This window comes from Streptomyces tateyamensis (assembly GCF_003205575.1).
Lineage (GTDB): Bacteria > Actinomycetota > Actinomycetes > Streptomycetales > Streptomycetaceae > Kitasatospora > Kitasatospora tateyamensis.
In genome coordinates this window covers 19,925-44,808 of the sequence record NZ_PYBW01000036.1, presented here as the reverse complement: position 1 = coordinate 44,808, position 24,884 = coordinate 19,925, and the positions used below count along the sequence as shown (strand labels likewise).

24 protein-coding genes are annotated in these 24,884 nt (G+C 71.9%); 16 read left to right on the top strand and 8 right to left on the bottom strand.

Going from position 1 to position 24,884, the window contains the following annotated elements; translation table 11 throughout:
• The first annotated feature begins 5 nt into the window (after positions 1-5).
• From nuoI to rarD, 12 genes are all read left to right on the top strand, one after another.
• Entirely contained in the window at positions 6-581 is a 576-nt protein-coding gene (nuoI, locus tag C7C46_RS11620) for an NADH-quinone oxidoreductase subunit NuoI (protein ID WP_110668501.1), read from the top strand.
• The gene (locus C7C46_RS11615; protein ID WP_110668500.1) at positions 578-1,444 is read left to right on the top strand and encodes an NADH-quinone oxidoreductase subunit J; all 867 of its coding nucleotides are present in this window, start codon (positions 578-580) and stop codon (positions 1,442-1,444) included. The genes nuoI and C7C46_RS11615 overlap by 4 nt, the downstream gene beginning before the upstream one ends.
• A complete protein-coding gene (nuoK, locus tag C7C46_RS11610; RefSeq protein ID WP_110668498.1) occupies positions 1,441-1,740 on the top strand; it encodes an NADH-quinone oxidoreductase subunit NuoK in 300 nt (99 codons plus the stop codon). Before C7C46_RS11615 ends, nuoK begins: the two co-directional genes overlap by 4 nt.
• A gap of 9 nt (positions 1,741-1,749) precedes the next feature.
• Positions 1,750-3,669: an NADH-quinone oxidoreductase subunit L gene (gene nuoL, locus C7C46_RS11605; protein WP_110668496.1), complete on the top strand. Its 1,920-nt coding sequence runs from the start codon at positions 1,750-1,752 to the stop codon at positions 3,667-3,669.
• 31 nt (positions 3,670-3,700) lie between these two features.
• On the top strand, positions 3,701-5,344 hold the full coding sequence (locus C7C46_RS11600; RefSeq protein WP_110668494.1) for an NADH-quinone oxidoreductase subunit M: 1,644 nt from the start codon (positions 3,701-3,703) through the stop codon (positions 5,342-5,344).
• 20 nt (positions 5,345-5,364) lie between these two features.
• Positions 5,365-6,987: an NADH-quinone oxidoreductase subunit NuoN gene (gene nuoN, locus C7C46_RS11595; protein WP_110668545.1), complete on the top strand. Its 1,623-nt coding sequence runs from the start codon at positions 5,365-5,367 to the stop codon at positions 6,985-6,987.
• 162 nt (positions 6,988-7,149) lie between these two features.
• Positions 7,150-8,157 (top strand): polyprenyl synthetase family protein, encoded by a 1,008-nt coding sequence (locus C7C46_RS11590; RefSeq protein ID WP_110668492.1) that lies wholly within the window; start codon positions 7,150-7,152, stop codon positions 8,155-8,157.
• Positions 8,158-8,192: 35 nt separating this feature from the next.
• A complete protein-coding gene (locus C7C46_RS11585; protein ID WP_110668544.1) occupies positions 8,193-8,852 on the top strand; it encodes a response regulator transcription factor in 660 nt (219 codons plus the stop codon).
• A 185-nt stretch (positions 8,853-9,037) separates the two neighbouring features.
• A complete protein-coding gene (locus tag C7C46_RS11580; RefSeq protein ID WP_245984358.1) occupies positions 9,038-10,942 on the top strand; it encodes a 2-oxoacid:acceptor oxidoreductase subunit alpha in 1,905 nt (634 codons plus the stop codon).
• On the top strand, positions 10,942-11,985 hold the full coding sequence (locus C7C46_RS11575; RefSeq protein WP_110668488.1) for a 2-oxoacid:ferredoxin oxidoreductase subunit beta: 1,044 nt from the start codon (positions 10,942-10,944) through the stop codon (positions 11,983-11,985). The genes C7C46_RS11580 and C7C46_RS11575 overlap by 1 nt, the downstream gene beginning before the upstream one ends.
• Positions 11,986-12,082: 97 nt before the next feature.
• Entirely contained in the window at positions 12,083-12,982 is a 900-nt protein-coding gene (locus C7C46_RS11570; protein WP_110668486.1) for an RNA polymerase sigma-70 factor, read from the top strand.
• A gap of 109 nt (positions 12,983-13,091) precedes the next feature.
• Positions 13,092-14,054, top strand: coding sequence for an EamA family transporter RarD (gene rarD / locus C7C46_RS11565; protein WP_110668484.1), 963 nt, complete (start codon positions 13,092-13,094; stop codon positions 14,052-14,054).
• A gap of 33 nt (positions 14,055-14,087) precedes the next feature.
• On the opposite strand, the gene C7C46_RS11560 is transcribed toward rarD, so the two are convergent.
• The 3 genes from C7C46_RS11560 to C7C46_RS11550 are packed head-to-tail and all read right to left on the bottom strand — an operon-like array spanning position 14,088 to position 17,310.
• Positions 14,088-14,981, bottom strand: coding sequence for an ABC transporter permease (locus C7C46_RS11560; protein WP_110668482.1), 894 nt, complete (start codon positions 14,979-14,981; stop codon positions 14,088-14,090).
• A complete protein-coding gene (locus C7C46_RS11555; protein ID WP_110668542.1) occupies positions 14,968-15,963 on the bottom strand; it encodes an ABC transporter ATP-binding protein in 996 nt (331 codons plus the stop codon). The genes C7C46_RS11560 and C7C46_RS11555 overlap by 14 nt, the downstream gene beginning before the upstream one ends.
• 21 nt (positions 15,964-15,984) lie before the next feature.
• Complete coding sequence (locus C7C46_RS11550; protein WP_181442300.1) at positions 15,985-17,310, bottom strand: LolA family protein; 1,326 nt, start codon at positions 17,308-17,310, stop codon at positions 15,985-15,987.
• Positions 17,311-17,576: 266 nt separating this feature from the next.
• On the opposite strand from C7C46_RS11550, the gene C7C46_RS11545 reads away from it, so the two are divergent.
• Positions 17,577-20,153, top strand: coding sequence for a bifunctional FO biosynthesis protein CofGH (locus C7C46_RS11545; RefSeq protein WP_281278537.1), 2,577 nt, complete (start codon positions 17,577-17,579; stop codon positions 20,151-20,153).
• Between the two features lie 7 nt (positions 20,154-20,160).
• Here C7C46_RS11545 and C7C46_RS11540 read toward each other — a convergent pair whose 3' ends face one another.
• Complete coding sequence (locus C7C46_RS11540; protein ID WP_110668480.1) at positions 20,161-21,060, bottom strand: AraC family transcriptional regulator; 900 nt, start codon at positions 21,058-21,060, stop codon at positions 20,161-20,163.
• Between the two features lie 101 nt (positions 21,061-21,161).
• Between C7C46_RS11540 and C7C46_RS11535 the strand changes: the two genes are divergently transcribed.
• On the top strand, positions 21,162-22,052 hold the full coding sequence (locus tag C7C46_RS11535; protein WP_110668479.1) for an MBL fold metallo-hydrolase: 891 nt from the start codon (positions 21,162-21,164) through the stop codon (positions 22,050-22,052).
• Between the two features lie 87 nt (positions 22,053-22,139).
• Here C7C46_RS11535 and C7C46_RS11530 read toward each other — a convergent pair whose 3' ends face one another.
• The 4 genes from C7C46_RS11530 to C7C46_RS11515 all read right to left on the bottom strand — a co-directional run bounded on the left by C7C46_RS11530 (position 22,140) and on the right by C7C46_RS11515 (position 23,319).
• Positions 22,140-22,418: a type II toxin-antitoxin system RelE family toxin gene (locus C7C46_RS11530; protein ID WP_110668539.1), complete on the bottom strand. Its 279-nt coding sequence runs from the start codon at positions 22,416-22,418 to the stop codon at positions 22,140-22,142.
• A 5-nt stretch (positions 22,419-22,423) separates the two neighbouring features.
• Positions 22,424-22,705 (bottom strand): type II toxin-antitoxin system Phd/YefM family antitoxin, encoded by a 282-nt coding sequence (locus C7C46_RS11525; RefSeq protein WP_245984355.1) that lies wholly within the window; start codon positions 22,703-22,705, stop codon positions 22,424-22,426.
• A gap of 79 nt (positions 22,706-22,784) precedes the next feature.
• On the bottom strand, positions 22,785-22,964 hold the full coding sequence (locus C7C46_RS11520) for a hypothetical protein (protein WP_110668477.1): 180 nt from the start codon (positions 22,962-22,964) through the stop codon (positions 22,785-22,787).
• Positions 22,965-23,073: 109 nt separating this feature from the next.
• Positions 23,074-23,319 (bottom strand): hypothetical protein, encoded by a 246-nt coding sequence (locus C7C46_RS11515; protein ID WP_146259056.1) that lies wholly within the window; start codon positions 23,317-23,319, stop codon positions 23,074-23,076.
• A gap of 67 nt (positions 23,320-23,386) precedes the next feature.
• Between C7C46_RS11515 and C7C46_RS11510 the strand changes: the two genes are divergently transcribed.
• Positions 23,387-24,286, top strand: a complete 900-nt coding sequence (locus C7C46_RS11510) for a helix-turn-helix domain-containing protein (protein WP_110668474.1) — start codon at positions 23,387-23,389, stop codon at positions 24,284-24,286.
• Positions 24,283-24,483 (top strand): DUF397 domain-containing protein, encoded by a 201-nt coding sequence (locus C7C46_RS11505; protein ID WP_110668472.1) that lies wholly within the window; start codon positions 24,283-24,285, stop codon positions 24,481-24,483. Before C7C46_RS11510 ends, C7C46_RS11505 begins: the two co-directional genes overlap by 4 nt.
• Positions 24,484-24,884: the final 401 nt, after the last annotated feature.

The window sequence follows — 24,884 nt, the reverse complement described above, 5'->3', positions numbered from 1 at the left end:
ACCGGATGCCCACCTCCGACGACAAGCCGTCGCTGCTGGGACCCGCCGCGGGCTTCGCCGTGACCTTCAAGGCCATGTTCAAGAAGCGGCTGACCGAGCAGTACCCGGAGCAGAAGAAGCCCACCGCGCCCCGCTTCCACGGCCGCCACCAGCTCAACCGGCACCCGGACGGGCTGGAGAAGTGCGTCGGCTGCGAGCTGTGCGCCTGGGCCTGCCCGGCGGACGCGATCTACGTGGAAGGCGCCGACAACACCGACGAGGAGCGCTACTCCCCGGGCGAGCGGTACGGCGCGGTCTACCAGATCAACTACGCCCGCTGCATCCTGTGCGGCCTGTGCATCGAGGCCTGTCCGACCCGCGCGCTCACCATGACCAACGAGTACGAGCTGGCCGACTCCTCGCGCAAGGACCTGATCTTCACCAAGGAGCAGCTGCTGGCCGGCCTCACCGAGGGCATGGTGGCGCCGCCGCACGCGATGCCCCCCGGCACCGATGAGGGCGACTACTACCGCGGCGAGGTCACCCAGGCCGCACCCGGCACGGTCACCCAGCCCCAGCACGATCGCGAGGTGACCTCATGACCTCCACCGGCGAGGCGGTCCAGTTCTGGGTGCTCGCGGTGCTCGCGGTCGGCGGCGCGCTGGGCATGCTGCTCTGCCGCAGGGCCGTGCACAGCGCGCTCTGCCTGGCCGCCACCATGCTGTCGCTGGCGGTCTGCTACCTGGCCCAGGGCGCGGTCTTCCTGGGCGTGGTGCAGATCGTGGTCTACACCGGCGCGATCATGATGCTCTTCCTCTTCGTGGTGATGCTGGTCGGCGTCTCGGCGGCCGACTCGGTCAAGGAGCAGCTGAAGGGCCAGCGGGTGGCCGCGGTGCTGACCGGCCTGGGCTTCGGGGTGCTGCTGATCGCCGGCATCGCCCACGCCCGGCTCGGCCACTTCAGCGGCCTGGCCGAGGCCAACGCCGAGGGCAACGTGCAGGGCCTGGCCCGGCTGATCTTCACCAAGTACGTCTGGGCCTTCGAGGTCACCGGCGCACTGCTGATCACCGCGGCGATCGGCGCCATGGTGCTGACCCACCGCGAGCACGTGACCGCCCCGCGCACCCAGCGCGAGCTGGCCGCCCAGCGGGTCAGGGACAACGTGCAGGTCCCGCCGCTGCCGGCACCCGGCGTCTACGCCCGGCACAACGCGGTGGACATCGCCGCACTGCTGCCGGACGGCACCGTCGCCGAGGACTCGGTGATGAGCACGCTGCGCGAGCGCGGCCAGATCCGCGACGTCAGCCAGGACATGCTGCGCCGGATGGCCGAGCTGGAGGACAGCAGCGCCGAGTGGCTGGGCCGGCCCGCCTCCGGGCGCCCGGCGGCCCCGAAACAGCGGGGTGCGCTGGAGACCGTGCCCGGTGAGCCGACGCACCGTCAGAACCCGGAGGAGGAGCAGTGAACCCGGTCAACTACCTCTACCTGGCAGCCCTGCTCTTCACCATCGGGGCGGCCGGCGTGCTGGTGCGGCGCAACGCCATCGTGCTCTTCATGTGCGTGGAGCTGATGCTGAACGCCTCGAACCTGGCACTGGTCACCTTCTCCCGGCTGCACGGCAACCTGGACGGCCAGATCCTGGCCTTCTTCACCATGGTGGTCGCCGCGGCCGAGGTGGTGGTGGGCCTGGCCATCATCGTGAGCATCTTCCGGACCAGGCACTCGGCTTCGGTCGACGACAGCAACCTGATGAAGCTGTAGGGGCCCCACGTGAACTCACTCATCCCGCTGCTCGTCGCAGCGCCGTTGGCCGGAGCTGCCCTGCTGCTGCTCGGCGGGCGGGTGCTCGACCGCTTCGGCCACTGGCTGGGCACGCTCGCCGCAGCGCTCTCCTTCGCCTTCGGACTGGTCCTCTTCTTCGACATGCTGGGCCGCCCGGCCGACGACCGGGCCGTGCACGTCAAGCTGTTCAGCTGGATCCCGGTGGCCGGCTTCCGGGCCGACGCCGCCTTCCAACTGGACCAGCTGTCGATCACCTTCGTGCTGCTGATCACCGGTGTCGGCACCCTGATCCACCTCTACTCGGTGGGCTACATGGCGCACGACGAGCGCCGCCGCCGGTTCTTCGGCTACCTCAACCTGTTCCTGGCCGCCATGCTGATCCTGGTGCTGGCGGACAACTACCTGCTGCTGTACGTCGGTTGGGAGGGCGTGGGCCTCGCCTCGTACCTGCTGATCGGGTTCTGGCAGCACAAGCCGAGCGCGGCCACCGCGGCCAAGAAGGCCTTCCTGGTCAACCGGGTCGGCGACGTCGGCCTGTCGATCGCGATCATGCTGATGTTCACCCAGTTCGGGGACTTCTCCTTCGCGGGGGTGTTCGAGAACGCGCCCCAGGCCAGTCAGGGCAAGCTGACCGCGATCGGCCTGATGCTGCTGCTCGCGGCCTGCGGCAAGTCGGCCCAGGTGCCGCTGCAGAGCTGGCTCGGCGACGCGATGGAGGGCCCGACCCCGGTCTCCGCGCTGATCCACGCGGCCACCATGGTGACCGCCGGCGTCTACCTGATCACCCGCTCGCACGCGGTCTTCGACCTGGCCCCGGACGCGCAGACCGCGGTGGTCTGCGTGGGCGCGGTCACGCTGATCTTCGGTGCGGTCGTCGGTTGCGCCAAGGACGACATCAAGAAGGCGCTGGCCGGCTCGACCATGTCGCAGATCGGCTACATGGTGCTGGCCGCGGGCCTGGGTCCGATCGGCTACGTCTTCGCGATCATGCACCTGGTCACCCACGGCTTCTTCAAGGCCGGGCTCTTCCTCGGCGCCGGGTCGGTCATGCACGGCATGGACGACGAGGTGAACATGCGTCACTACGGCGGCCTGCGCAAGTACATGCCGATCACCTTCGTCACCTTCGCGCTCGGCTACCTGGCGATCATCGGCTTCCCGTTCCTGTCCGGGTACTTCTCCAAGGACAAGATCATCGAGGCCGCCTTCGCCAAGGGCGGCACCGAGGGCTGGATCCTCGGCCTGGTCACCCTGGTCGGCGCCGCGGTCACCGCGTTCTACATGACCCGGGTGATGCTGCTGACCTTCTTCGGCCAGAAGCGCTGGCGGCCGACGGCGGACACGAGCGGCTCCGCCGCGGGCGAGGAGCGCATGCCGCACCCGCACGAGTCGCCCGCCTCGATGACGGTGCCGATGATCCTGCTGGCCTTCGGCTCGGTCTTCGCCGGCGGCCTGTTCACCCTGAACAGCTCCTTCCTGCGCTGGCTGGAGCCGGTCACCGGGCACAGCGAGGGCCACTCGCCGCTGCCCTCCGGCGTGGTCACCGGGCTGACCATCGCCTGCATGCTGGCCGGCGTCGGCGTCTCCTACCTGATGTACGGGCGCGGCGAGGTGCCGGTCGTCCCGCCGATCGGCTCGCCGCTCACCCGGGCGGCCCGCCGCGACCTGCTGCAGGACGACTTCAACCACGCGGTGCTGGTCCGCCCCGGCTCCGCGCTGGCGGCGGCGCTGGTCTACTTCGACATCAAGGGCCTGGACGGCTTCGTCAACGGGCTGGCCGCCACCATCGGGGGCGTCTCCAGCCGGCTGCGGCGGGTCCAGAACGGCTACGTCCGCTCCTACGCCCTCTCCATGTTCGGCGGCACGCTGGTGCTGGTCGCCACCACTCTCCTGATGAGGTCGGCATGAGTACTCCGATGGACCGTCAGGGGGTGGCGGCATGAGTGCCCTGCTCACCGCCACCTGCGCCGTCCCGGCCGCCGGGGCGGTCCTGACCGCCGCACTTCCGGCCGGGTCGAGCGAGTCCCGGCGGCGCGCCACCAAGGCGGTGGCGCTGACCGTCTCGGCCGCCACCCTGGCGCTGGCCGGCCTGGTCGCCGCGCAGTTCAAGACCGGCGGCCCGCGCTACCAGCTGACCGAGCAGCACGCCTGGATCCGCTCCTTCGGGATCAGCTTCTCGCTCGGCGTGGACGGCATCGGCGCGGTGCTGCTGCTGCTCACCGCGGTGCTGGTGCCGCTGGTGATGCTGGCCTCCTGGCACGACCCGACGCCGGGCACCGGCGACTCCGTCACGGGGGCGCCCGCCCCCGAGGGCCAGACCTTCGAGAGCAAGCGCCGCACCCAGGCCTTCTTCGCGCTGATCCTGGCCGTCGAGGCGATGGTGATCGTCTCCTTCCTGGCCACCGACGTCTTCCTGTTCTACGTCTTCTTCGAAGCCATGCTGATCCCGCTGTACTTCCTGATCGGCGGCTTCGGCGACCGGGCCGGCGGACCGGAGTCGGACCGTCAGCGCTCCTACGCGGCGGTCAAGTTCCTGCTCTACAACCTGCTCGGCGGCCTGGTCATGCTGGCCGCGGTGATCGGGCTGTACGTGGTCGCGCAGGGCCAGGGCTTCGGCACCTTCGACCTGCAGACCCTGACCGGTGCGATCGCCGACGGCAAGCTGGTGATCAACACCAACGCCGAGCGGGCGCTCTTCCTCGGCTTCTTCTTCGCCTTCGCGGTGAAGGCCCCGCTCTGGCCGCTGCACACCTGGCTTCCGAACGCGATGGGCGAGGCCACGGCCGGCACCGCGGTGCTGATCACCGCGGTGGTCGACAAGGTCGGCACCTTCGCGATGCTGCGGTTCTGCCTGGGCCTGTTCCCGGACGCCTCGCGGTTCTTCGCCCCGGCGATCCTGGTGCTCTCGGTGATCGGGATCGTGTACGGCGCGCTGCTGGCGGTGGGTCAGAAGGACATCAAGCGGCTGGTGGCCTACGCCTCCATCTCGCACTTCGGCTTCATCATCCTGGGCATCTTCGCGATGACCAGTCAGGGCCAGAGCGGCGCCACCCTCTACATGGTCAACCACGGCATCTCCACCGCCCTGCTGATGCTGGTCGCCGGCTTCCTGATCTCCCGGCGCGGCTCCCGGCTGATCGCCGACTTCGGCGGGGTGCAGAAGGTGGCCCCGGTGCTGGCCGGCACCTTCCTGGTCGGCGGCCTGGCCACCCTCTCGCTGCCGGGGCTGGCCCCGTTCGTCAGCGAGTTCCTGGTGCTGGTGGGGACCTTCACCCGGTACCCGGCGCTGGGCATCGTCGCCACCCTGGGCATCGTGCTGGCCGCGCTCTACGTGCTGGTGCTCTACCAGCGCACCATGACCGGGCCGGTCAAGCCGCAGGTGGCCGGGATGGCCGACCTGAAGGCGCGCGAGCTGCTGGTGGCCGTGCCGCTGATCGCGCTGACCCTGGTGTTCGGCGTCTACCCCAAGCCGCTCACCGACCTGGTGAACCCGGCCGTGGCCGACACCCTCTCCCAGGTCCACAAGACCGACCCGGCCCCCGCCCACCCGGTGGCCGTCCCTGCCGGAGGTGAGACCAAGTGAGCGATGTCCACAGCCTGTGGATGGCCGCCGCCGGTGGCGGCACCGCGAGCATCCCGGCGCCGCAGATCGAGTACGGCCAGCTGTCGCCGATGCTGATCGTCTTCGGCGCCGCCGTGCTCGGCATCCTGGCCGAGGCCTTCCTGCCCCGCCGGCTGCGCTGGGGCACCCAGGTGACGCTGGCGCTGGCGGGCCTGGCGGCGGCCTTCGTCGCGGTGCTGGTGCTGGCCAACGACGGCTACGGCACCACCAAGAGCGGCCTGATCGCGATGGGCTCGGTGGCGCTGGACGGCCCCGCGCTCTTCCTGCAGGGCGTGATCCTGCTGGCCGGCGTGCTGGCCGTGCTGCTCTACGCCGAGCGGCGGCTGGACCCGCGGGTGGACGGCGTGCCGCTGGACGCCTTCACCGCCCAGGGCGCCGCCGCCCCCGGCGGCGAGCAGGAGAAGCAGGCCGCCAAGGCGGGCTTCGCCTCCACCGAGGTCTACCCGCTGACCCTGTTCGCGATCGGCGGCATGCTGCTCTTCCCGGCCGCCAACGACCTGCTGACCATGTTCGTGGCGCTGGAGGTCTTCTCGCTGCCGCTGTACCTGCTCTGCGCGCTGGCCCGGCGGCGCCGGCTGCTCTCCCAGGAGGCGGCGGTCAAGTACTTCCTGCTCGGCTCCTTCGCCTCCGCGTTCTTCCTGTTCGGCAGCGCACTGCTGTACGGGTACGCGGGCAGCTTCCGGCTGCCGGACATCCACGACGTGATCGCCGGCACCGCCCCCGCCACCCCGGCGCTGGCCAGCAGCACCCAGAACGACGTGCTGCTGCTGGTGGGTCTGGCGATGGTCGCGGTCGGCCTGTTCTTCAAGGTCGGCGCGGTCCCGTTCCACTCCTGGACCCCGGACGTGTACCAGGGCGCCCCGACCCCGGTCACCGGCTTCATGGCCGCGGCCACCAAGGTCGCCGCCTTCGGCGCCCTGCTGCGGCTGTTCTACGTGGCCTTCCCCGGCCTGCGCTGGGACTGGCGGCCGGTGATGTGGGCGGTGGCGATCCTCACCATGGTGGTCGGCGCGATCCTGGCGGTGACCCAGCAGGACGTGAAGCGGCTGCTGGCCTACTCCTCGATCGCGCACGCCGGCTTCATCCTGACCGGGGTGATCGCCAGCAACCGGCAGGGGGTGGGCGCGGTGCTCTTCTACCTGCTCGCGTACACCTTCGTCACGCTGGGCGCCTTCGCGGTGGTCACCCTGGTGCGCGACTCCAAGGGCGAGGCCACCCACCTGTCCAGCTGGGCGGGCCTGGGGCGGCGCTCGCCGCTGCTGGCCGCGGTCTTCGCGCTCTTCCTGCTCTCCTTCGCCGGGATCCCGCTGACCGCCGGGTTCACCGGCAAGTTCGCGGTGTTCCAGGCCGCGGCGGCGGGCGGCGCGACCCCGCTGGTGATCATCGGTGTGCTGAGCTCGGCGGTGGCCGCGTTCTTCTACATCCGGGTGATCGTGCTGATGTTCTTCTCCGACCCTCAGCCGAACGGCCCGGCGGTGGCCATCCCCAGCGCCTTCACCTCCACCGCGATCTCGCTGGGCGTGATCGCCACCGTGGGGCTGGGCGTCCTGCCGCAGTACTTCCTCGACCTGGCGAGCAAGGCGGCGATGTTCAGCGGGCACTGACCGCGCACGACCAGCCGGGTCCGCAGGCCACCCCTGCGGACCCGGCGCACTCGTACCCGCACGCCCGTACAGTGATCCACTCGTGACCCGATACGCTGCTGGGGATGGGCGGCCGCAACAGGGACCGGACCGCATGATCGACCGGCGACAGGAGTGGTCTTCGTGACCGTCGTGGGACCCTTTGGGCTGAGCGTGCACGACCGCGACCTGACCCGTGACGTTCAGACCGGCATGGACGCCGTCGAGGCGGCGCTCGCCGAGGCCGTCAAGAGCGAGATCCCGTTCATCACCATCACCGCGAGCCACCTGCTGGAGGCCGGCGGCAAGCGGTTCCGCCCGCTGCTGGTGATGCTGGCCGCGCAGTTCGGCGACCCGACCGCGACCGGCGTGGTGCCGGCCGCCGTGGTGGTCGAGCTGACCCACCTGGCCACCCTGTACCACGACGACGTGATGGACGAGGCCCCGGTGCGCCGCGGGGTGGCCACCGCCAACACCCGCTGGGACAACTCGGTGGCCATCCTCACCGGCGACTTCCTCTTCTCCCGCGCCTCCCAGGTGCTGGCCGACCTCGGCCCGGAGGCGGTGCGGATCCAGGCCGACGCCTTCGAGCGGCTGGTCACCGGCCAGATCCTGGAGACGGCCGGCCCCGGCGCCGGCGACCCGCTGACCCACTACCTGGACGTGCTGGCCGGCAAGACCGGCGCGCTGGTCGCCGTCTCCTGCCGGTTCGGCGCGCTGATGGCCGGCGCCGAGCCCTGGGCGGTGGACATCCTCACCGAGTACGGCGAGAAGATGGGCCTGGCCTTCCAGCTGGCCGACGACGTGCTGGACATCGCCAGCGACTCGCACGAGTCCGGCAAGACCCCCGGCACCGACCTGCGCGAGGGCGTGCCCACGCTGCCGGTGCTGCTGCTGCGCGCGATGCCCGCGGACCCGGACGACCCCGAGGACCTGCGGCTGCGCGAGCTGCTCGGCCAGGACCTGGCGGACGATCAGCTGCACGCCGAGGCGCTGCGCCTGCTGCGCCGTCACCCCGCGCTGGAGCGGGCCCGCCGGGAGACGCTGCGCTACGCCGAGGAGGCCCGCGCGCTGCTCGCCCCGCTGCCGGACTGCCCGGCCAAGGCCGCCCTGCAGGGCCTGTGCGACGCGGTCGCGATCCGTACCATGTGACGGACCGTTCACTGCTGGGGGAAGGCCGTCTCATGCTGCGCGTCGTCATCGCCGAGGACAACGTCCTGCTCAGGGAGGGCCTGACCCGGCTGCTGACCGACCGGGGCCTGGAGGTGGTGGCCGGGGTCGGCGACGGCGAGTCGCTGCTCAAGGCGGTGCACGACCTGGCCGCGGCCGGCCGGCTGCCGGACGTGGTGGTGGCCGACGTGCGGATGCCGCCGACCCACACCGACGAGGGAGTGCGCGCCTGCGTGGCGCTGCGCGGGCTCTACCCGGACCTCGGGGTGCTGGTGCTCTCGCAGTACGTCGAGCAGCAGTACGCCGCCGAGCTGCTGGCCGGCTCCACCCGGGGGATCGGCTACCTGCTCAAGGACCGGGTGGCCGAGGTGCGCGAGTTCACCGACGCGGTCACCCGGGTGGCGGCCGGCGGCACCGCGCTGGACCCGGAGGTGGTGCAGCAGCTGCTCAGCCGCAGCCGACGCGGCGACGTGCTCAGCGGGCTGACCCCGCGCGAGCGCGAGGTGCTCGCCCTGATGGCCGAAGGGCGCACCAATGCAGCAGTCGCCAAGCAGCTGGTGGTCTCCGACGGCGCGGTGGAGAAGCACGTCTCGAACATCTTCGCCAAGCTGGGCCTGGGCCAGAGCCAGGAGGACCACCGCCGGGTGCTGGCCGTGCTGACCTACCTCAACTCCTGACACCCGCTTGGCCGAACGCCGGAATAGCGGCCCGCGACTTCTTGCTTTAGCTGAGGCCCAAGGGATTCCCAACCCGCATAGGATGCGATCGGTGCACCAGACGGACGGAGCACACGGCTCACGCCCACGGCTGGTGGTCCTGAGGGAGGTCCGCGGCAGTGACCAGCGAGGTCGATCAGGCAGAAGTGAGCGGGAGCCCGGGCGAGCGGCCGGTCCCGGGTGCGCCGCGCCGGGCCAAGCCGATCCGGCGGCTGGACCGGGTGATCATCCGGTTCGCGGGCGACTCGGGTGACGGCATGCAGCTCACCGGTGACCGCTTCACCTCGGAGACGGCGTCCTTCGGCAACGACCTCTCCACCCTGCCGAACTTCCCGGCCGAGATCCGGGCCCCCCAAGGCACCCTGCCGGGTGTGTCCAGCTTCCAGCTGCACTTCGCCGACCACGACATCCTGACCCCGGGCGATGCGCCGAACGTGCTGGTGGCGATGAACCCGGCCGCGCTCAAGGCCAACCTGGCCGACCTGCCGCGCGGTGCGGAGATCATCGTCAACACCGACGAGTTCACCAAGCGCGCGCTGGCCAAGGTCGGCTACGCGGCGGACCCGCTGGAGGACGGCTCGCTCAGCGCGTTCCACCTGCACAAGGTGCCGCTGACCACGCTGACCCTGGAGGCGCTCAAGGAGAGCGGCCTGCTGCGCAAGGACGCCGAGCGGGCGAAGAACATGTTCGCGCTGGGCCTGCTCTCCTGGCTGTACCACCGGCCGACCAAGGGCACCGAGTCCTTCCTGCGCACCAAGTTCGCCAAGAAGCCGGACATCGCCGAGGCGAACATCCTGGCCTTCCGGGCGGGCTGGAACTTCGGCGAGACCACCGAGGACTTCGCGGTCTCCTACGAGGTGCCGCCGGCCAAGCTGGCGCCCGGGCGGTACCGCAACATCTCCGGAAACCTGGCGCTCTCCTACGGCCTGATCGCGGCCGGCCAGCGCTCCGGCCTGCCGGTCTTCCTCGGCTCGTACCCGATCACCCCGGCCTCGGACATCCTGCACGAGCTGTCCAAGCACAAGAACTTCGGCGTGCGCACCTTCCAGGCCGAGGACGAGATCGCCGGCATCGGCGCGGCGCTGGGCGCGGCCTTCGGCGGGTCGCTGGGCGTGACCACCACCTCCGGTCCGGGCGTGGCGCTGAAGTCGGAGACCATCGGGCTGGCGGTCTCGCTGGAGCTGCCGCTGCTGGTGATCGACATCCAGCGCGGCGGCCCGTCCACCGGTCTGCCGACCAAGACCGAGCAGGCCGACCTGCTGCAGGCGATGTTCGGGCGCAACGGCGAGGCGCCGGTGCCGATCGTGGCCCCGGCCACACCGGCCGAGTGCTTCACCGCGGCGCTGGAGGCGGCCCGGATCGCGGTCACCTACCGCACCCCGGTCTTCCTGCTCTCGGACGGCTACCTGGCCAACGGCTCGGAGCCGTGGCGGATCCCCGAGGTCGACGAACTCCCGGTGATCGAGCCTGACTTCGCGACCGGCCCGAACACCGAGGAGGGCGCGTTCTGGCCCTACAAGCGCGACCCGCACACGCTGGCCCGCCCCTGGGCGTTGCCGGGCACGCCGGGGCTGGAGCACCGGATCGGCGGCATCGAGAAGCAGGACGGCACCGGCAACATCTCCTACGACCCGGCCAACCACGACCTGATGGTGCGCACCCGGCAGGCCAAGGTGGACGGCATCGAGGTGCCGCCGATCGAGGTGGACGACCCGGACGGGGCGGCCCGGGTACTGGTGATCGGCTGGGGCTCGACCTACGGGCCGATCGCCGCCGCGGTGCGCCGGCTGCGCGCGGACGGGGCGCAGATCGCCCAGGCGCACCTGCGCCACCTCAACCCGTTCCCGGCCAACCTGGGCCAGGTGCTGGGAAGTTACGAGAAGGTCATCGTGCCCGAGATGAACCTCGGCCAGCTCGCCCTGCTGCTGCGGGCGAAGTACCTGGTGGATGCGCAGTCCTACAACCAGGTGCGCGGACTGCCGTTCAAGGCGGCCCAGTTGGCGGACGTGCTGTGGGCGGCGATCGGCACCCTGGACGGGAGTGAGGACTGATGGGTGAGTTCCGTAGCCTGCAGCTGGTCCCCAAGGCCGAGGCGCTGCAGACCGCCAAGGAGTTCAAGAGCGACCAGGAGGTGCGCTGGTGCCCGGGCTGCGGGGACTACGTGATCCTGGGCACGGTGCAGGCGTTCATGCCGGAGCTGGGGATCAAGCGGGAGAACACCGTCTTCGTCTCCGGGATCGGCTGCTCCTCGCGCTTCCCGTACTACATGAACACCTACGGCATGCACTCGATCCACGGCCGGGCCCCGGCGATCGCCACCGGGCTGGCCGCCACCCGGCGCGATCTGAGCGTCTGGGTGGTCACCGGTGACGGCGACGCGCTCTCGATCGGCGGCAACCACCTGATCCACGCGCTGCGCCGCAACGTCAACCTGAAGATCCTGCTCTTCAACAACCGGATCTACGGGCTGACGAAGGGTCAGTACTCGCCGACCTCGGAGCAGGGCAAGATCACCAAGTCCACTCCGATGGGCTCGCTGGACGCGCCGTTCAACCCGGTCTCGCTGGCCCTGGGCGCCGAGGCCACCTTCGTGGCCCGGGCGGTCGACTCGGACCGCCCCGGCCTGATGTCGGTGCTGCGGGCGGCCGCCCAGCACGAGGGCACCGCGCTGGTGGAGATCTACCAGAACTGCCCGATCTTCAACGACGGCGCCTTCCAGGTGCTCAAGGACCCGGGTACCGCGGACCAGGCGGTGATCCGGCTGGAGCACGGCGAGCCGATCGCCTTCGCCGACCGCGGCGTCTTCCGCGACCCGGCCACCGGCGAGCTGGAGGTGCGCGAGGTGACCGAGGCCAACCGGGCCCAGGTGCTGGTGCACGACGCGCACGCGGCCAGCCCGGTGACGGCCTTCGCGCTCTCCCGGCTGGCGGGCAACGACGCGTTGCACCACACCCCGGTCGGCGTCTTCCGCGACGTCGAGCGGCCGGTCTACGACACCCAGCTGGCCGAGCAGTTGGAGCAGGCGGTGGCCCAGAAGGGGGCCGGCGACCTGGCGGGCCTGCTGGCCGGCCCGGACACCTGGACGGTGGCCTGAGCTTTCGTCAGGTCCCGGTCCGGCGAGCCCCGGACTCCCGCTCGGGAGTCCGGGGCTCGCCCGCTCCGGCCGGGCCGGGCGGCGTACTGTGGCGTCCATGATCGTGGAGACGGCGCCGGACCCGGGCGTGGAGCACCGGCGGCTGCTGTTCGGCACCGCGTACCGGATGCTCGGCAGCGTCGCCGACACCGAGGACATCCTGCAGGACGCCTGGCTCAAGTGGGCCGCCGTCGACCACGCCGGGGTGCGGAACCCGAAGGCCTACCTGGTCCGCACGGTCACCAACCTGGCCCTCAACCGGCTCACCTCCGCCCAGGTGCGGCGCGAGTCCTACGTCGGGCCGTGGCTGCCGGAGCCGCTGCTCACCACCCCGGACGTGGCCGAGCAGGCGGAGCTGGCCGAGTCCGTCTCGCTGGCCATGCTGGTGGTGCTGGAGACGCTCAGCCCGCTGGAGCGGGCGGTCTTCGTGCTGCGCGAGGTCTTCGGCTACTCCACCGCCGAGATCGCCGAGGCGCTGGACCGGACCGAGGCGGCGGTGCGGCAGACCGCGCACCGGGCCAAGGCGCACGTGGCGGCCCGTCGGCCGCGCTTCGACACCGACACCGAGGAGCGCCGCCGGGTCACCGACCGGTTCCTGGCCGCCTGCGCCACCGGGGACGCCGGGGCGGTGAAGGAGCTGCTGGCCCCCGAGGTGACCAGCTGGTCGGACGGTGGCGGCGTGGTCCGGGCCGCCCGGCGCCCGCTGCACGGGCCGGACCACGTGGCCCGCTGGCTGCTCGGGGTGCTGGCCAAGCCGGAGCTGGCCGGGGTCGCCATCGACTACGCCTGGATCAACGGCGAGCAGGCGCTGCTGGTCCGTGCCCCCGACGGCGGCGTGGTCGGCTCGCTCAACTTCGACATCGCGGACGGGCTGATCACCGGCCTGCGGGCCCAGCTGAACCCGGGGAAGCTGGCCGGCCTCACCCTGGCCGAGCCGTGGGGGCCGGGCGGCTCCTGACCGCCGCCCTGCCCTGTCATGACCAACCAGTGAGAACGGAGATGACAAGGCTCGGCCGGGCCCGCTACGGTCGGCACGACCGAGCGCCGGGTGGAGGAAGAGGACCGTCATGCCGCAGAGAGTCCGGATACCCGCCGGCAGCGAGGCCGGGACGGGCCTGTGGTTCGGGGTCGCCGCCTACGGCATCTGGGGGCTGTTCCCGCTCTACTGGCCGCTGCTCGAACCGAGCCCGGCCGGCGAGATCCTGGCCAACCGGATGGCCTGGTCGCTGGTGGCCGCGGTCGGGATCCTCGCCGCCCGCCGGCACTGGGCCTGGCTGCGCCCGCTGCTGCGCCAGCCGCGCCGGCTCGCGCTGAGCGCGCTGGCGGCCGCCGTGATCGCGGTCAACTGGGGCGTCTACATCTGGGGAGTGAACTCCGGGCACGTGGTGGAGACCAGCCTCGGGTACTTCATCAACCCGCTGGTCACCATCGGCTTCGGCGTGCTGCTGCTGCGCGAGCGGCTGCGCCGGTTGCAGTGGGTGGCGGTCGGCATCGGGGCGGCGGCGGTGGCGGTGCTCACCGTCGGCTACGGGCGGCTGCCGTGGATCGCGCTCACCCTGGCCCTGAGCTTCGGGCTGTACGGGCTGCTGAAGAAGAAGGTGGCACTGGGCGGCCTGGAGAGCTTCGCCCTGGAGGCGGGGTTCCTGTTCCCGTTCGCGCTGGCCTACCTGGTGTACCTGTCGGTGAGCGGCCACGCGACCCTCACCTCGCACGGGGCCGGACACGGGGCGCTGCTCGCGCTGACCGGGCCGATCACGGCGGTCCCGCTGCTCTGCTTCGGCGCGGCGGCGGTGCGGCTGCCGCTGTCCACCATGGGGCTGCTGCAGTACCTGGCCCCCACCTTCCAGTTCATGCTCGGCATCGTCTACTTCCACGAGACCATGGCCCCCGCCCGCTGGGCCGGCTTCGCCCTGGTCTGGGCCGCGCTGGTCCTGCTGACCTGGGACGCCCTGCACCGCCTGCGCACCGACCGCGCCGCCCGCACCCGCACTCCGGTACGCCCGGAGCCGGCCCCGGTCCCCGCGGACTAGGACCGGCCCCGGGGCCGGGTAACGCCCCGCTGTCTAGGCGGTGATGTCCCGGCTGGTGAACCGGGCCCAGGCCGCGCTGCCGAAGACCGCCACGTACAGCGCCTGCAGGCCCAGGTTCTGCCAGACCTGGTCCCAGTACATCGGCTTCCGCAGCAGGTCCGCGAAGCTGAGCCAGTGGTGGGTGAAGAGCCAGGGCTGCACCGCGTGCAACTGCGGGAAGCTGTCCAGCACCTGAACGATGATCACCAGGCCGACCGTGGTGGCCATCGCCGCGATCCCACTGCCGGTCAGGGTGGAGACGAACAGCCCGATCGCCACCAGCCCGGCCAGCGAGAGCGCCACCACCGCGCAGATCAGCACCACCCGCAGCAGCGCCGAGCCGAGCGAGATGGTGTCTCCGGAGAGCAGCGTGACCTGGCCCAGCGGGAACAGGATCGAGCCGATCAGCAGCGCGGAGAGCGCCACCGCCAGCGTCGCCGCCACGCAGAAGGCCATCGCGGCGGCGAACTTGGCCGCCAGCAGCCTGGTCCGCCCGGCCGGGGCCACCAGCAGGTAACGCAGGGTGCCCGAGGTGGCCTCGCCGGCCACCGAGTCGCCGGCCACCACGCCCACCGTCATCGGCAGGAAGACCGGCAGGGAGACCACGAGGGCGGTGAAGGCCAGGAACACCCCGTTCTGGGTGACCTGGGCGATGAAGGCCGGGCCGCCGCCGCGTCCGTTGGTGTCGCCGGTCTCGATCTTCACCACCACGCCGATCAGGATCGGCACCAGGGCCAGCACCCCGAGCAGCGCGATGGTCCGCATCCGACGGAAGGTCAGCCCGAGCTCGCTCAGGAAGAGCGCCAGGAACCCGGCCGGGGTGCCCCGGCGCGGCCCGGCCGCCACGGTCTGGGGCCGGCTCGGCCCTACGGCCTCAACCTGCGACATCGAAACCCTCCCCGGTCAGCGCCACGAAGGCGTCCTCCAACGTGCCCCGCTCGACGCCGAAGCCGTGCACCGGCACCCCGGCGGCCACCAGCGCCGCGCACAGGCCGGGCAGCAGTTCGTCGCCCGCCGCCTCCAGCGCGCCGTCCACCCGGCCCTCGGCCGGCCGCACGTCCGTCACCCCGTGCTCGCGCAGCACCTCGGCCGCCTTCGCCACCGCCGGGGTGCGCACCACCAGCCGGCCCTGGGCCCGGGCGGCCAGTTCGGCCACCGTGCCCTGCACCAGCAGCCGGCCCTTGGACATCACCGCGGCGTGGGTGCAGACCTGCTCGATCTCGTCGAGCAGGTGGGAGGAGAGGAAGACCGTGGTCCCCTCGGCCGCCACCTCGCGCACCAGCGCCCGGATCTCCCGCATGCCCTGCGGGTCCAGGCCGTTGGTCGGCTCGTCCAGCACCAGCAGCTCGCGCGGCTGCAGCAGCGCGGCGGCCAGGCCGAGCCGCTGCTTCATGCCCAGCGAGTAGGCCCGCGCCTTCTTGCCCGCGGCGGCGCTCAGCCCGACCCGCTCCAGCGCCGCGCCGACCCGCGCCTTGCGGGTGCGCGGGTCGGCGGTGGGGTCGGCCGCGTCGAACCGGGCGAGGTTGTCCCGCCCGGACAGGTACCCGTACAGCGCCGGGCCCTCGATCAGTGCGCCGACCCGCGGCAGCACCAGCGAGGTCGCCTGTGGCATCGACTCGCCGAGCACGGTGGCCACCCCGGAGGTGGGCGCGATCAGGCCCATCAGCATCCGGATGGTGGTGGTCTTGCCCGAGCCGTTCGGCCCGAGGAAGCCGAAGACGCTGCCGCGCGGCACCGTCAGATCGAGCCCGTCGACGGCCAGTTGGCCGCCGCCGAAGCGCTTGGTCAGGCCCTGGGTGCGGATGACCGGAGCACCGCCCGCGGGGGCCGCGCCCGCCTCGGCGGTGCGGCCCCCCTCGGTGGTCTCCAGTGTCGGGGACTGGGTCACTGCTTACTTCACTCCCGCGGCGTTCTGCAGCACGGTCGGGGTGACCGCGCCGGCGTAGACCCGGCCGTCGTCGGTGATCAGCACGTTGAGCACCTTGGTGCTGATCAGGGTGCCGCCGGCCACCGGCTTGCCGAGCGACTTGACCATGCCCAGCGCGTCCGGCAGGCCCGCCGGCCGGCCGGGGGCCGGCTTGGCCGCACCCGCGGCCCCGTCCTTGGGCAGGGCGAAGGAGACCACGGTGTTCCAGTCCTCGCCGATCACCTTCCGGCTGCCCGCCCCGGGCTGCTCGGGCCGCGCGGGCTCGGCCCGCTTCGCCTGCCCGGCCGCGTCCTGCTGCTCCGTCACCTTGGCACCCTTCGGCGGGGTGAAGTCGAAGGTGGCGGCGTCCGGCTTGGCGAACGAGACGGTGGCGAAGTGCACGTCCAGCGCGGTGGCGCCGGAGGTGGTGGTCACCTTGACGGCCAGCGGGGTGCCGGTGGCCGAGTCCACCGAGATCTGCACCGCGGCGATCGTCGAGCCGGACTGCTTGGGCCTGACCTGGAGCTGGTAGACGCTGCGGCCGGCCACCGAGCCGGTGCCCGACACCGACACGTCCGAGCTCTTGGCGCTGTCGGCCAGGAAGCGCTGGGCGGCCTGCTGCGGGGTGGTCAGGTCCTGCGCCCCGGGGGTGCCCGGCAGGCCCGGCAGACCCGGTGCGCCGTCCCGGTGCTGCGGCGCCCCGGGCTTGCCCGCCAGGTGCAGCACCTGGTTGCCGGTGCTGTCGTAGGCCCAGCCCTGGTCGCCGTTGTGGATCAGGTCGTACTCGGACAGGTTGTCGAGCAGCGCGATCCGCTGCTTGTCGGGCCCGTCCACGGACACCCGCAGGGTGTGCTGACCGGCCAGCAGCTCGGTCAGCTTGGCCTGCGGATCGGCCTGCGCCGCATCCGCCCCCTGGCGGGCCTGGCCGGCCCCGCCGGCCGCGGCCGCCTGGCCGGTCACCGCCTGGCCCAGCCCGCCGTGCCCGAGCATCGCCAGCGCCTCGCTCGGGATGCCCAGGTCGGTGGAGACCTGGACGGTGCCGCTGAGTGCCTGGGTCCGGTCCGACAGCACCTTGGTGACCAGCTGCTCCGCCGTCTGCTGAGGCAGCGTCGGATTGCCCTCGCTGGCCAGCGCGGGCACCACGGCGACACCGGCCGCGGCCACCGCGACGACCGCGGCCGGCACCAGTACCCGCAGCGCGGTGCGCCGCTGGGCCCGGTACGGCCGGCCGGCCGGCTCGGCCTGCTGGGCACCGCTCGGGTCGTGCTGCGGCTCGCCCTGCGGCCCGTCGAATCCTGCGAACTGCGTCATCGGTTCAACCCCTCCGTCGGGCGGTGGCCTCGTACGATCCGGGTCCCGCCGTTATCCCGTCTGGACGACATCCCGCTTCCACGACCCACCGCTTCCACGACATCCCGTCAGCACAACGCTTCGTGACACCCATTAGAGCCCCGGGGGCCGTCCCGTGGCATCGCCCGCCAGGGCCAAGCACGCATACATCCCGGGGAGCAGTCAACCCTGAGGTCCCCTCAGGGTTCGGCCCGTCCTGGGTAGTCCCGCTGGCGTAGGGTCGGTCCATGGACCACATGCCCAGCACGCCCCCCACCGAGTCCTCGATGCGCCGGGCGCTCAGGCGGGCCCGGGACGGGGTGGCGGTGGACCGGACCGAGGCCGCGGTGCTGCTCCAGGCCCGGGGCGAGGACCTCGCGCAGCTGTGCGCCGTGGCCGCCCGGCTGCGCGACCAGGGGCTGGCCGCGGCCGGCCGGCCGGGCGTGATCACCTACTCCAAGAAGGTCTTCGTCCCGCTCACCCGGCTGTGCCGGGACCGCTGCCACTACTGCACCTTCGCCACCGTGCCCGGCAAGCTGCGCCGGGACGGCCACGGGCTCTACCTGTCGCCCGACGAAGTGCTGGAGATCGCCCGCCAGGGTGCGGCGCTGGGCTGCAAGGAGGCGCTGTTCACCCTCGGGGACCGTCCGGAGGACCGCTGGCCCGAGGCCCGCGAGTGGCTGGACGCGCACGGCTACGACGACACCCTGGCCTACCTGCGGGCGATGGCCGTGCGGGTGCTGGAGGAGACCGGACTGCTGCCGCACCTCAACCCCGGGGTGCTGGGCTGGACCGACCTCCAGCGGCTGAAGCCGGTCGCCCCGAGCATGGGGATGATGCTGGAGACCACCGCCACCCGGCTCTGGTCCGAGCCCGGCGGCCCGCACCACGGCTCCCCGGACAAGGAGCCGGCGGTGCGGCTGCGGGTGCTGGAGGACGCCGGGCGCAGTGCGGTCCCGTTCACCACCGGGGTGCTGATCGGGATCGGCGAGGACTACGCGGAGCGGGCCGACGCCTTCTTCGCGATCCGCTCGGTGGCCCGCCGCTACCAGGGCGTCCAGGAAGTCATCGTGCAGAACTTCCGGGCCAAGCCGGACACCGCGATGCGGGCGATGCCGGACGCCGAGCTGGAGGAGCTGGCGGCCGCGATCGCGGTGGCCCGGGTGGTGCTCGGGCCCGGCGCCCGGATCCAGGCCCCGCCGAACCTGGTCGACGCCGAGTACCGGCTGATCATCGGGGCCGGGATCGACGACTGGGGCGGGGTCTCGCCGCTCACCCCGGACCACGTCAACCCGGAGCGCCCCTGGCCGCAGATCGAGGAGCTGGCCCGGCGCACCGCCGCCGAGGGCTTCGAGCTGCGCGAGCGGCTGACGGTGTATCCGGAGTACCTGCAGCGCGGCGAGCCCTGGCTGGACCCGCGGGTGCGCCCGCACGTCGAGGCGCTGGCCGACCCGGTGACCGGGCTGGCGGCGGCCGGGGCGCTGCCGGCGGGGCGGCCCTGGCAGGAGCCGGAGCAACTGCCCGCCGCCACCGGCCGCACCGACCTGCACCGCACCATCGACACCGAGGGCCGCACCGGCGACCGCCGCGGCGACTTCGAGGAGGTCTACGGCGACTGGACGGCGCTGCGCGAGCAGGTCGCCGCCATCCCGCCGGCCCGGCTGCCGGGGGACGTCCGGGCGGCGCTCGCGGTCGCGGCCGACGACCCCACCCGCCTGACGGACGACCAGGCGCTCGCGCTGTTCGCCGCCGAGGGCGAGGCGCTGGACGCGCTGTGCGCCGTCGCGGACGCGGTGCGCCGCGACGCGGTGGGGGAGACCGTCACCTACTGCGTGACCCGGAACATCAACTTCACCAACGTCTGCTACACCGGCTGCCGGTTCTGCGCCTTCGCCCAGCGGCGCACCGACGCCGACGCCTACACGCTCTCGCTCGACCAGGTGGCCGACCGGGCCGAGCAGGCCTGGCAGGTCGGCGCGACCGAGGTCTGCATGCAGGGCGGGATCCACCCGGACCTGCCGGGGACGGCCTACTTCGACATCGCGCGGGCGGTGAAGGAGCGGGTGCCGGGGATGCACGTGCACGCGTTCTCGCCGATGGAGGTGGTCAACGGGGCCGCCCGGACCGGCCTGTCGATCCGCGACTGGCTGACGGCGGCTCAGCAGGCGGGCCTGGACACCATCCCGGGCACGGCGGCGGAGATCCTGGACGACGAGGTGCGCTGGGTGCTCACCAAGGGCAAGCTCCCGGCCGCCACCTGGGTCGAGGTCGTCAGCACCGCCCACGAGCTGGGCATCCGCTCCTCCGCCACCATGATGTACGGCCACGTGGACACCCCCGCGCACTGGCTCGGGCACCTGCGGCTGCTGGCCGGGATCCAGCAGCGCACCGGCGGCTTCACCGAGTTCGTCACGCTGCCGTTCATCCACACCAACGCGCCGGTGTACCTCGCGGGCATCGCCCGCCCTGGCCCGACCCACCGCGACAACCGCGCGGTGGTCGCGATGGCCCGCCTGCTGCTGCACCCGCACATCCCCAACATCCAGACCAGCTGGGTCAAGCTGGGGGCGGCGGGCGCCGCCGAGATGCTCCGCAGCGGCGCCAACGACCTGGGCGGCACCCTGATGGAGGAGACCATCTCCCGGATGGCCGGCTCCGCCTACGGCAGCTACAAGTCGGTCCGCGACCTGGAGGCGATCGCCGCCGCGGCCGGGCGCCCGGCCCGCCAGCGCACCACCACCTACGGCGAGGTCCCGCCCGAGCGGCGGGCGGCCGCCCTCGCCTCGGACGGGCACCTGCCGCAGCTGCTGCCGGTGCTGGACTGACGCCTCGTCATCCGGCCGCCCGGTAGCGGCCGGGCGTGGTGCCGAACTCGCGGCTGAAGGCGTGCGAGAGCGCGTACGGCGTGCCGTAGCCGACCTGTTCGGCGATGCCCGCCAGCGGGGTGTCCGTCCCGCGCAGCAGCGCGGCGGCCCGGGTCAGGCGCCACCAGGTGAGGTAGCCCATCGGCGGGCGGCCGACCAGGGCGGTGAACCGGCGGGCCAGGGTGGGGCGGGAGACGCCCACCTCGGCGGCCAGCCGCTCGTTGGTCCAGGCAGCCGCGGGGTCGGTGTGCAGGGCGCGCAGGGCGGCGGCGGTCACCCCGTCGCCGAGCACCGCGGGCCAGGCGCCGGCGGTGCCCGCGGCCAGCCAGGCGCGGACCATGTAGACCAGCAGCAGGTCCAGCAGGCTGGGCACCGCGATGCAGCCGCCGGGCCGCGGGCCGTCCAGCTCGCGGCCCAACAGGTCGATGGCGCTGCGCAGTTCGGGCGGCCCGCCGATCCGCTGGGGCAGGTGCACGACCTGCGGCAGCTCGGCCAGCAGCGGGTGCGCCCGGCTGCGGTCGAGGCGGTACTTGCCGCACAGCAGCTGGACCTCGTCCCGGCCGTCGCCGTGCGGCTCGCCGGACCACTCCTCGAACGGCACCGCCCTGGCCGCGGCGTCCGCCCCGGCCGCACCGTCCGCGAGCACGTGCCCGGCGCCGTGCGGCAGCAGCACCGCGTCCCCCGGGCCGAGCGGCAGCGGCTCGCCACCACCGTCCGGCACCAGCACGCAGCTGCCGCGCAGCACCACGTGGAACCCCGCCCCGTCGTACGGGGCCAGCCGGGTCGACCACCGCCCGCTGACCTGCACGCGGTGGGAGGAGGCCCGGCCGATCCGCACGGTCGAGATCGCGTCGCTCACCACATCCATCGGGCCAGGGTACCTGGAGCGCTCACTGGTGAGCTTATTGCGTATCAGTCTGAGCCCTCCACGCATTGAGGCAGTCATCCCTGGCTCCTAGGGTCGACACCATGAACAGTGCGAACGTGCAGCGGATCACGCTGGGAGACCTTGAGATCGTCCGGCTCGTCGAGTGGCGCGGCGCCTTCTTGCCGGCCCCGGAGCTGGTGCCCGACGCGCCGCCCGAGCTGTGGCGCCAGAACGCCGACTGGCTGGTCCCGGACCACTGGGAACCGGAGACCGACCGGGCGGCCATGGCCCTGCAGACCTGGATCGTGCGCGGCGGCGGGCGCACGGTGGTGGTCGACCCCGGGGTGGGCAGCGGGCGGGAGCGGCCCGACTCGCCCTTCCACCACTGGCAGGGCGGCTTCCCCGGCCTGCTGGCCGAGGCGGGGATCGGGGTGGAGGAGGTGGACGCGGTGGTCAACACCCACCTGCACGTCGACCACGTGGGCTGGAACACCTCCGGCGTGGACGGGGAGTGGGTCCCGACCTTCCCCCACGCCCGCTACTACTTCCCCGCCGCCGACGACTTCCACTTCGGGCCCGCGAACGGCTACGCGAACGGGCTGCGCGAGATCGACCGGCTGATCTACCAGGACAGCGTCGCGCCGATCCACCGGGCCGGGCAGGCCGTGCTGTGGGACGGCGAACTGCGCCTGGACGAGCACCTGACGCTGGAGTCGGCCCCGGGCCACACCCCGGGCTCCTCCGTGCTGCGGATCGCCTCGGGCGGCGAACGCGCCGTCCTGGTGGGGGACCTGATGCACAGTCCGGTCCAGGTGCTGGCCCCGTCCTGCAGCAGTTGCCTCTGCCTGGACCCGGCGCGGGCGGCGGTGACCCGCCGTCAGGTGTTGGCGCGGGCGGCCGAACTGGGCGAGCTGGTGATCCCGGCGCACTTCGGCGGCACCGGCACGGTCCGGGTCCGGCCGGCGGGGGCGGGGTTCGCGCTGGCGGACTGACGGCTGCCGGCTCGCGCGGGCGCCCAAGCGCCTGGATCCGGAAGTCCACGGGCTGACTTCCGGGTCCAGGGTAGGTCGAGGCCGGGGTTAGAGGTTGCGGTAGACGTCGCGCCTGTTCCCGACGGTCAGGACCCACACGATCAGCCTGCCGTCCTCGACGGTGTACACGATCCGGTAGTCGCCGACCCTCAACCGCCAGCGTGCGTTGTGCCCCTGAAGGGCCTTGATGTCGAAGCTGGCGGTGTTCCCCTCGTCCAGGCCCTTCGGCAACTCGGCGAGGCGGTGGAGGATGCGAAGCGCGTCAGGCCGGGGAACCTTGAGCATGTCCCGCTGGGCATGCGGAGTGAACCGCGTGACGTGACCCATCGGGATCAAGCGTGATGCGCGCGGAGGATGGCGGCCATCTCCTCCAGGGAGACGGAACCCTCCAGACCCTCGGTCTCCGCCTCGTCGGCCAGGCGGTTCAACCAGGCGTCCTCGGCCTCCTCGGCCAGGCTGCTCAGGCGGCGGTACTCGTCGATGTCGATCACCACGGCTTCTTCCTTGCCGCGTCGGGTGATGATCGTCGGAGTCTCGTCCCGTCGGGCTCGGTCGAGAACGTCCGCCAGGTGGCTCCGAACCTCGGCCATGGAGGCGATAACCGGCTCACTCATGGAGTTAATGTAGCAGATGTACATCTGGTGCACCTGTCCGAACTACTCGGGGTCGGCGATGCTGCGGGCGGGCGGCGGTTCACGGGGCCGCCCGGGCCGCCAGGCAGCGCGGGCAGGCGCAGGCAGGCCAGTCGTTGGTGATGGGGCGCGTGTAGGGCTCGCCGAGGCGGACGGTTTCGCGGTGCAGGTGGGTGCGGTGGCCGGTGGCCGGGTTGATGCGGTACACCCGGATGGTGAGGGCGCTCTTGCGGTTGCTCATGGGGAGAGCCTCGGATTCGTGGTGCAGAGGGGACAGTTGGGCCAGCCGAGGGGGCACCGGGGCCGGCGGGTGAGGCGGGCCCAGGTGCGGCGCAGGCGGTACAGCTGAGTCAACGGGCGGACTGCGCGCGGATCGTGAGGGCCGCGCGGAGGAGGTCCGTGAGCTTCTCCAGGGTGGCGGGGGAGACCCGGCCCAGGTCGATGAGCACCTGGCCGGTGAACTGGCCCTCGTGCGGGTCGAGCCCGGCGGACGGGAGCGTGACGCCGGCCAGGGTGAGGGCCACCTGGAAGTCCTCCAGGGCGTCGGCGGCTTCCTGGCGTTGGCGCATGGCAGCGCGGGAGAGGCGTGAGGGCATCGGAGTTCCTAACGAGTAGTCACGTTCTGCTTCCAGGATGTGGGCACAGAGTTACCCTCGCTAGTAGATGGGGCTGGACAGAACCGGCCCGTGTCCGGGCAAGTTGGGGGTCGAGTTGACTGGCAAGGAGCAAGAGCGGGAACTGGAGCCGGTGGTGAGCCCGCTTCAGGTTATCGGCGCGGTGCTGCGGTTCTACCGGGAGAAGCGAGGAAAGACGCAGGACCAGGTGGGAGCGGAGATCTCCTTCGGTGGCAGCCTGATCAGCAAGGTGGAGAGCGGGGCGAGGAAGCCGTCGGAGGAGATGGCCGACCTCTGTGACGGTGCATTGGACACCGGGGGCGCAGTCGGGTTCCTGGTGAGGTATCTGACCAGGGAGTTGGGTTCGGTCTTTCAGGCCGGCTTCCTTGAGTACATGGAGCAGGAGGCCGAGGCGGTGCAGATCCGCCTCTTCCAGCCGGGTCTCATCCCTGGTCTGCTCCAGACGCGTGCCTATGCGAGTGCTCTGCTGAACACGGGGACGGATGTCTTCGCCGAAGCCGCCGACACTGCCGATGAGCGGTTGGCCGAGCGGATGAAGAGGGCTGAACTGCTCACCGCTGACGATCCGCCGTACGTCTGGGCAGTGATCGACGAGGTCTCGCTGCGTCGGCGGATCGGCTCCGACCAGGACATGGCCGCGCAGCTCGACTACCTGATCGACATCGCTCAACTGCCGAATATCTGCCTGCAAGTAGCGTCACTGGAGCTTGGTACGCGCAATTCGCTGTTCTCTCCCGTGACCGTGCTGACGATGCGGGACGGAAGCCTCCTCGGCTACACCGAGGGCTACCACATGGGGCTGTTGGAGCGCGATCACGCCAAGGTTGAGCGGTGGTTGCGCGCGTACACTCTGCTTCAAGTCGAGGCTCCTTCGGCGAGTGCCTCGATCGAGATTCTCCGGAACATCAGACAGGAGCTGTACGGATGAGCACGGTGCAGTGGCGCAAGTCCAGCTACTCGCAGAACGATGGCGGCGCCTGCGTAGAGGTGGCTCGGCAGCTCCCCGCCGTCCGTGACTCCAAGGACCCCCACGGCCCGTCCCTCACCTTCCCCGCCGCCTCCCTCGCCGCGTTCCTCGCGGCTGTCAAGTCCGACCCCAGCCTGTCCAGTCGCCTCCTCTCTTGACCGGACCACCGTCCGATATGCGCTAATCTGTCCAGGTACGACTTACGGGAATCGAATACTCCACTTCGCATACGGTCCGTCAGATCGAAACGAGGCTCGTGCCGATCGGATGAGAATCCGATGAACCCGGTGTGAGCACCCACTGTGCGTCGACTGGGAGTTCGATTACCTGGGGCGGAATCAGTGATTCCGCGAGTTGGCCCGCCTCAGGTGTGACAGCCTCGTGACGCTGCGAGTGATGAGGGTCATAGGGGGCGGCCGAGCCTGCGGTTAGCGTGGCTCGATGCGTGCTCGGGGGCACGCGGTTCGGGCCTGCCCGATTCCTGGACTTACAAGAGAGGCACGTAGCGGGATGGCGACGAGCGACCGGCAGGATTCCAAACTCCGGGCGGCTCTTCGTA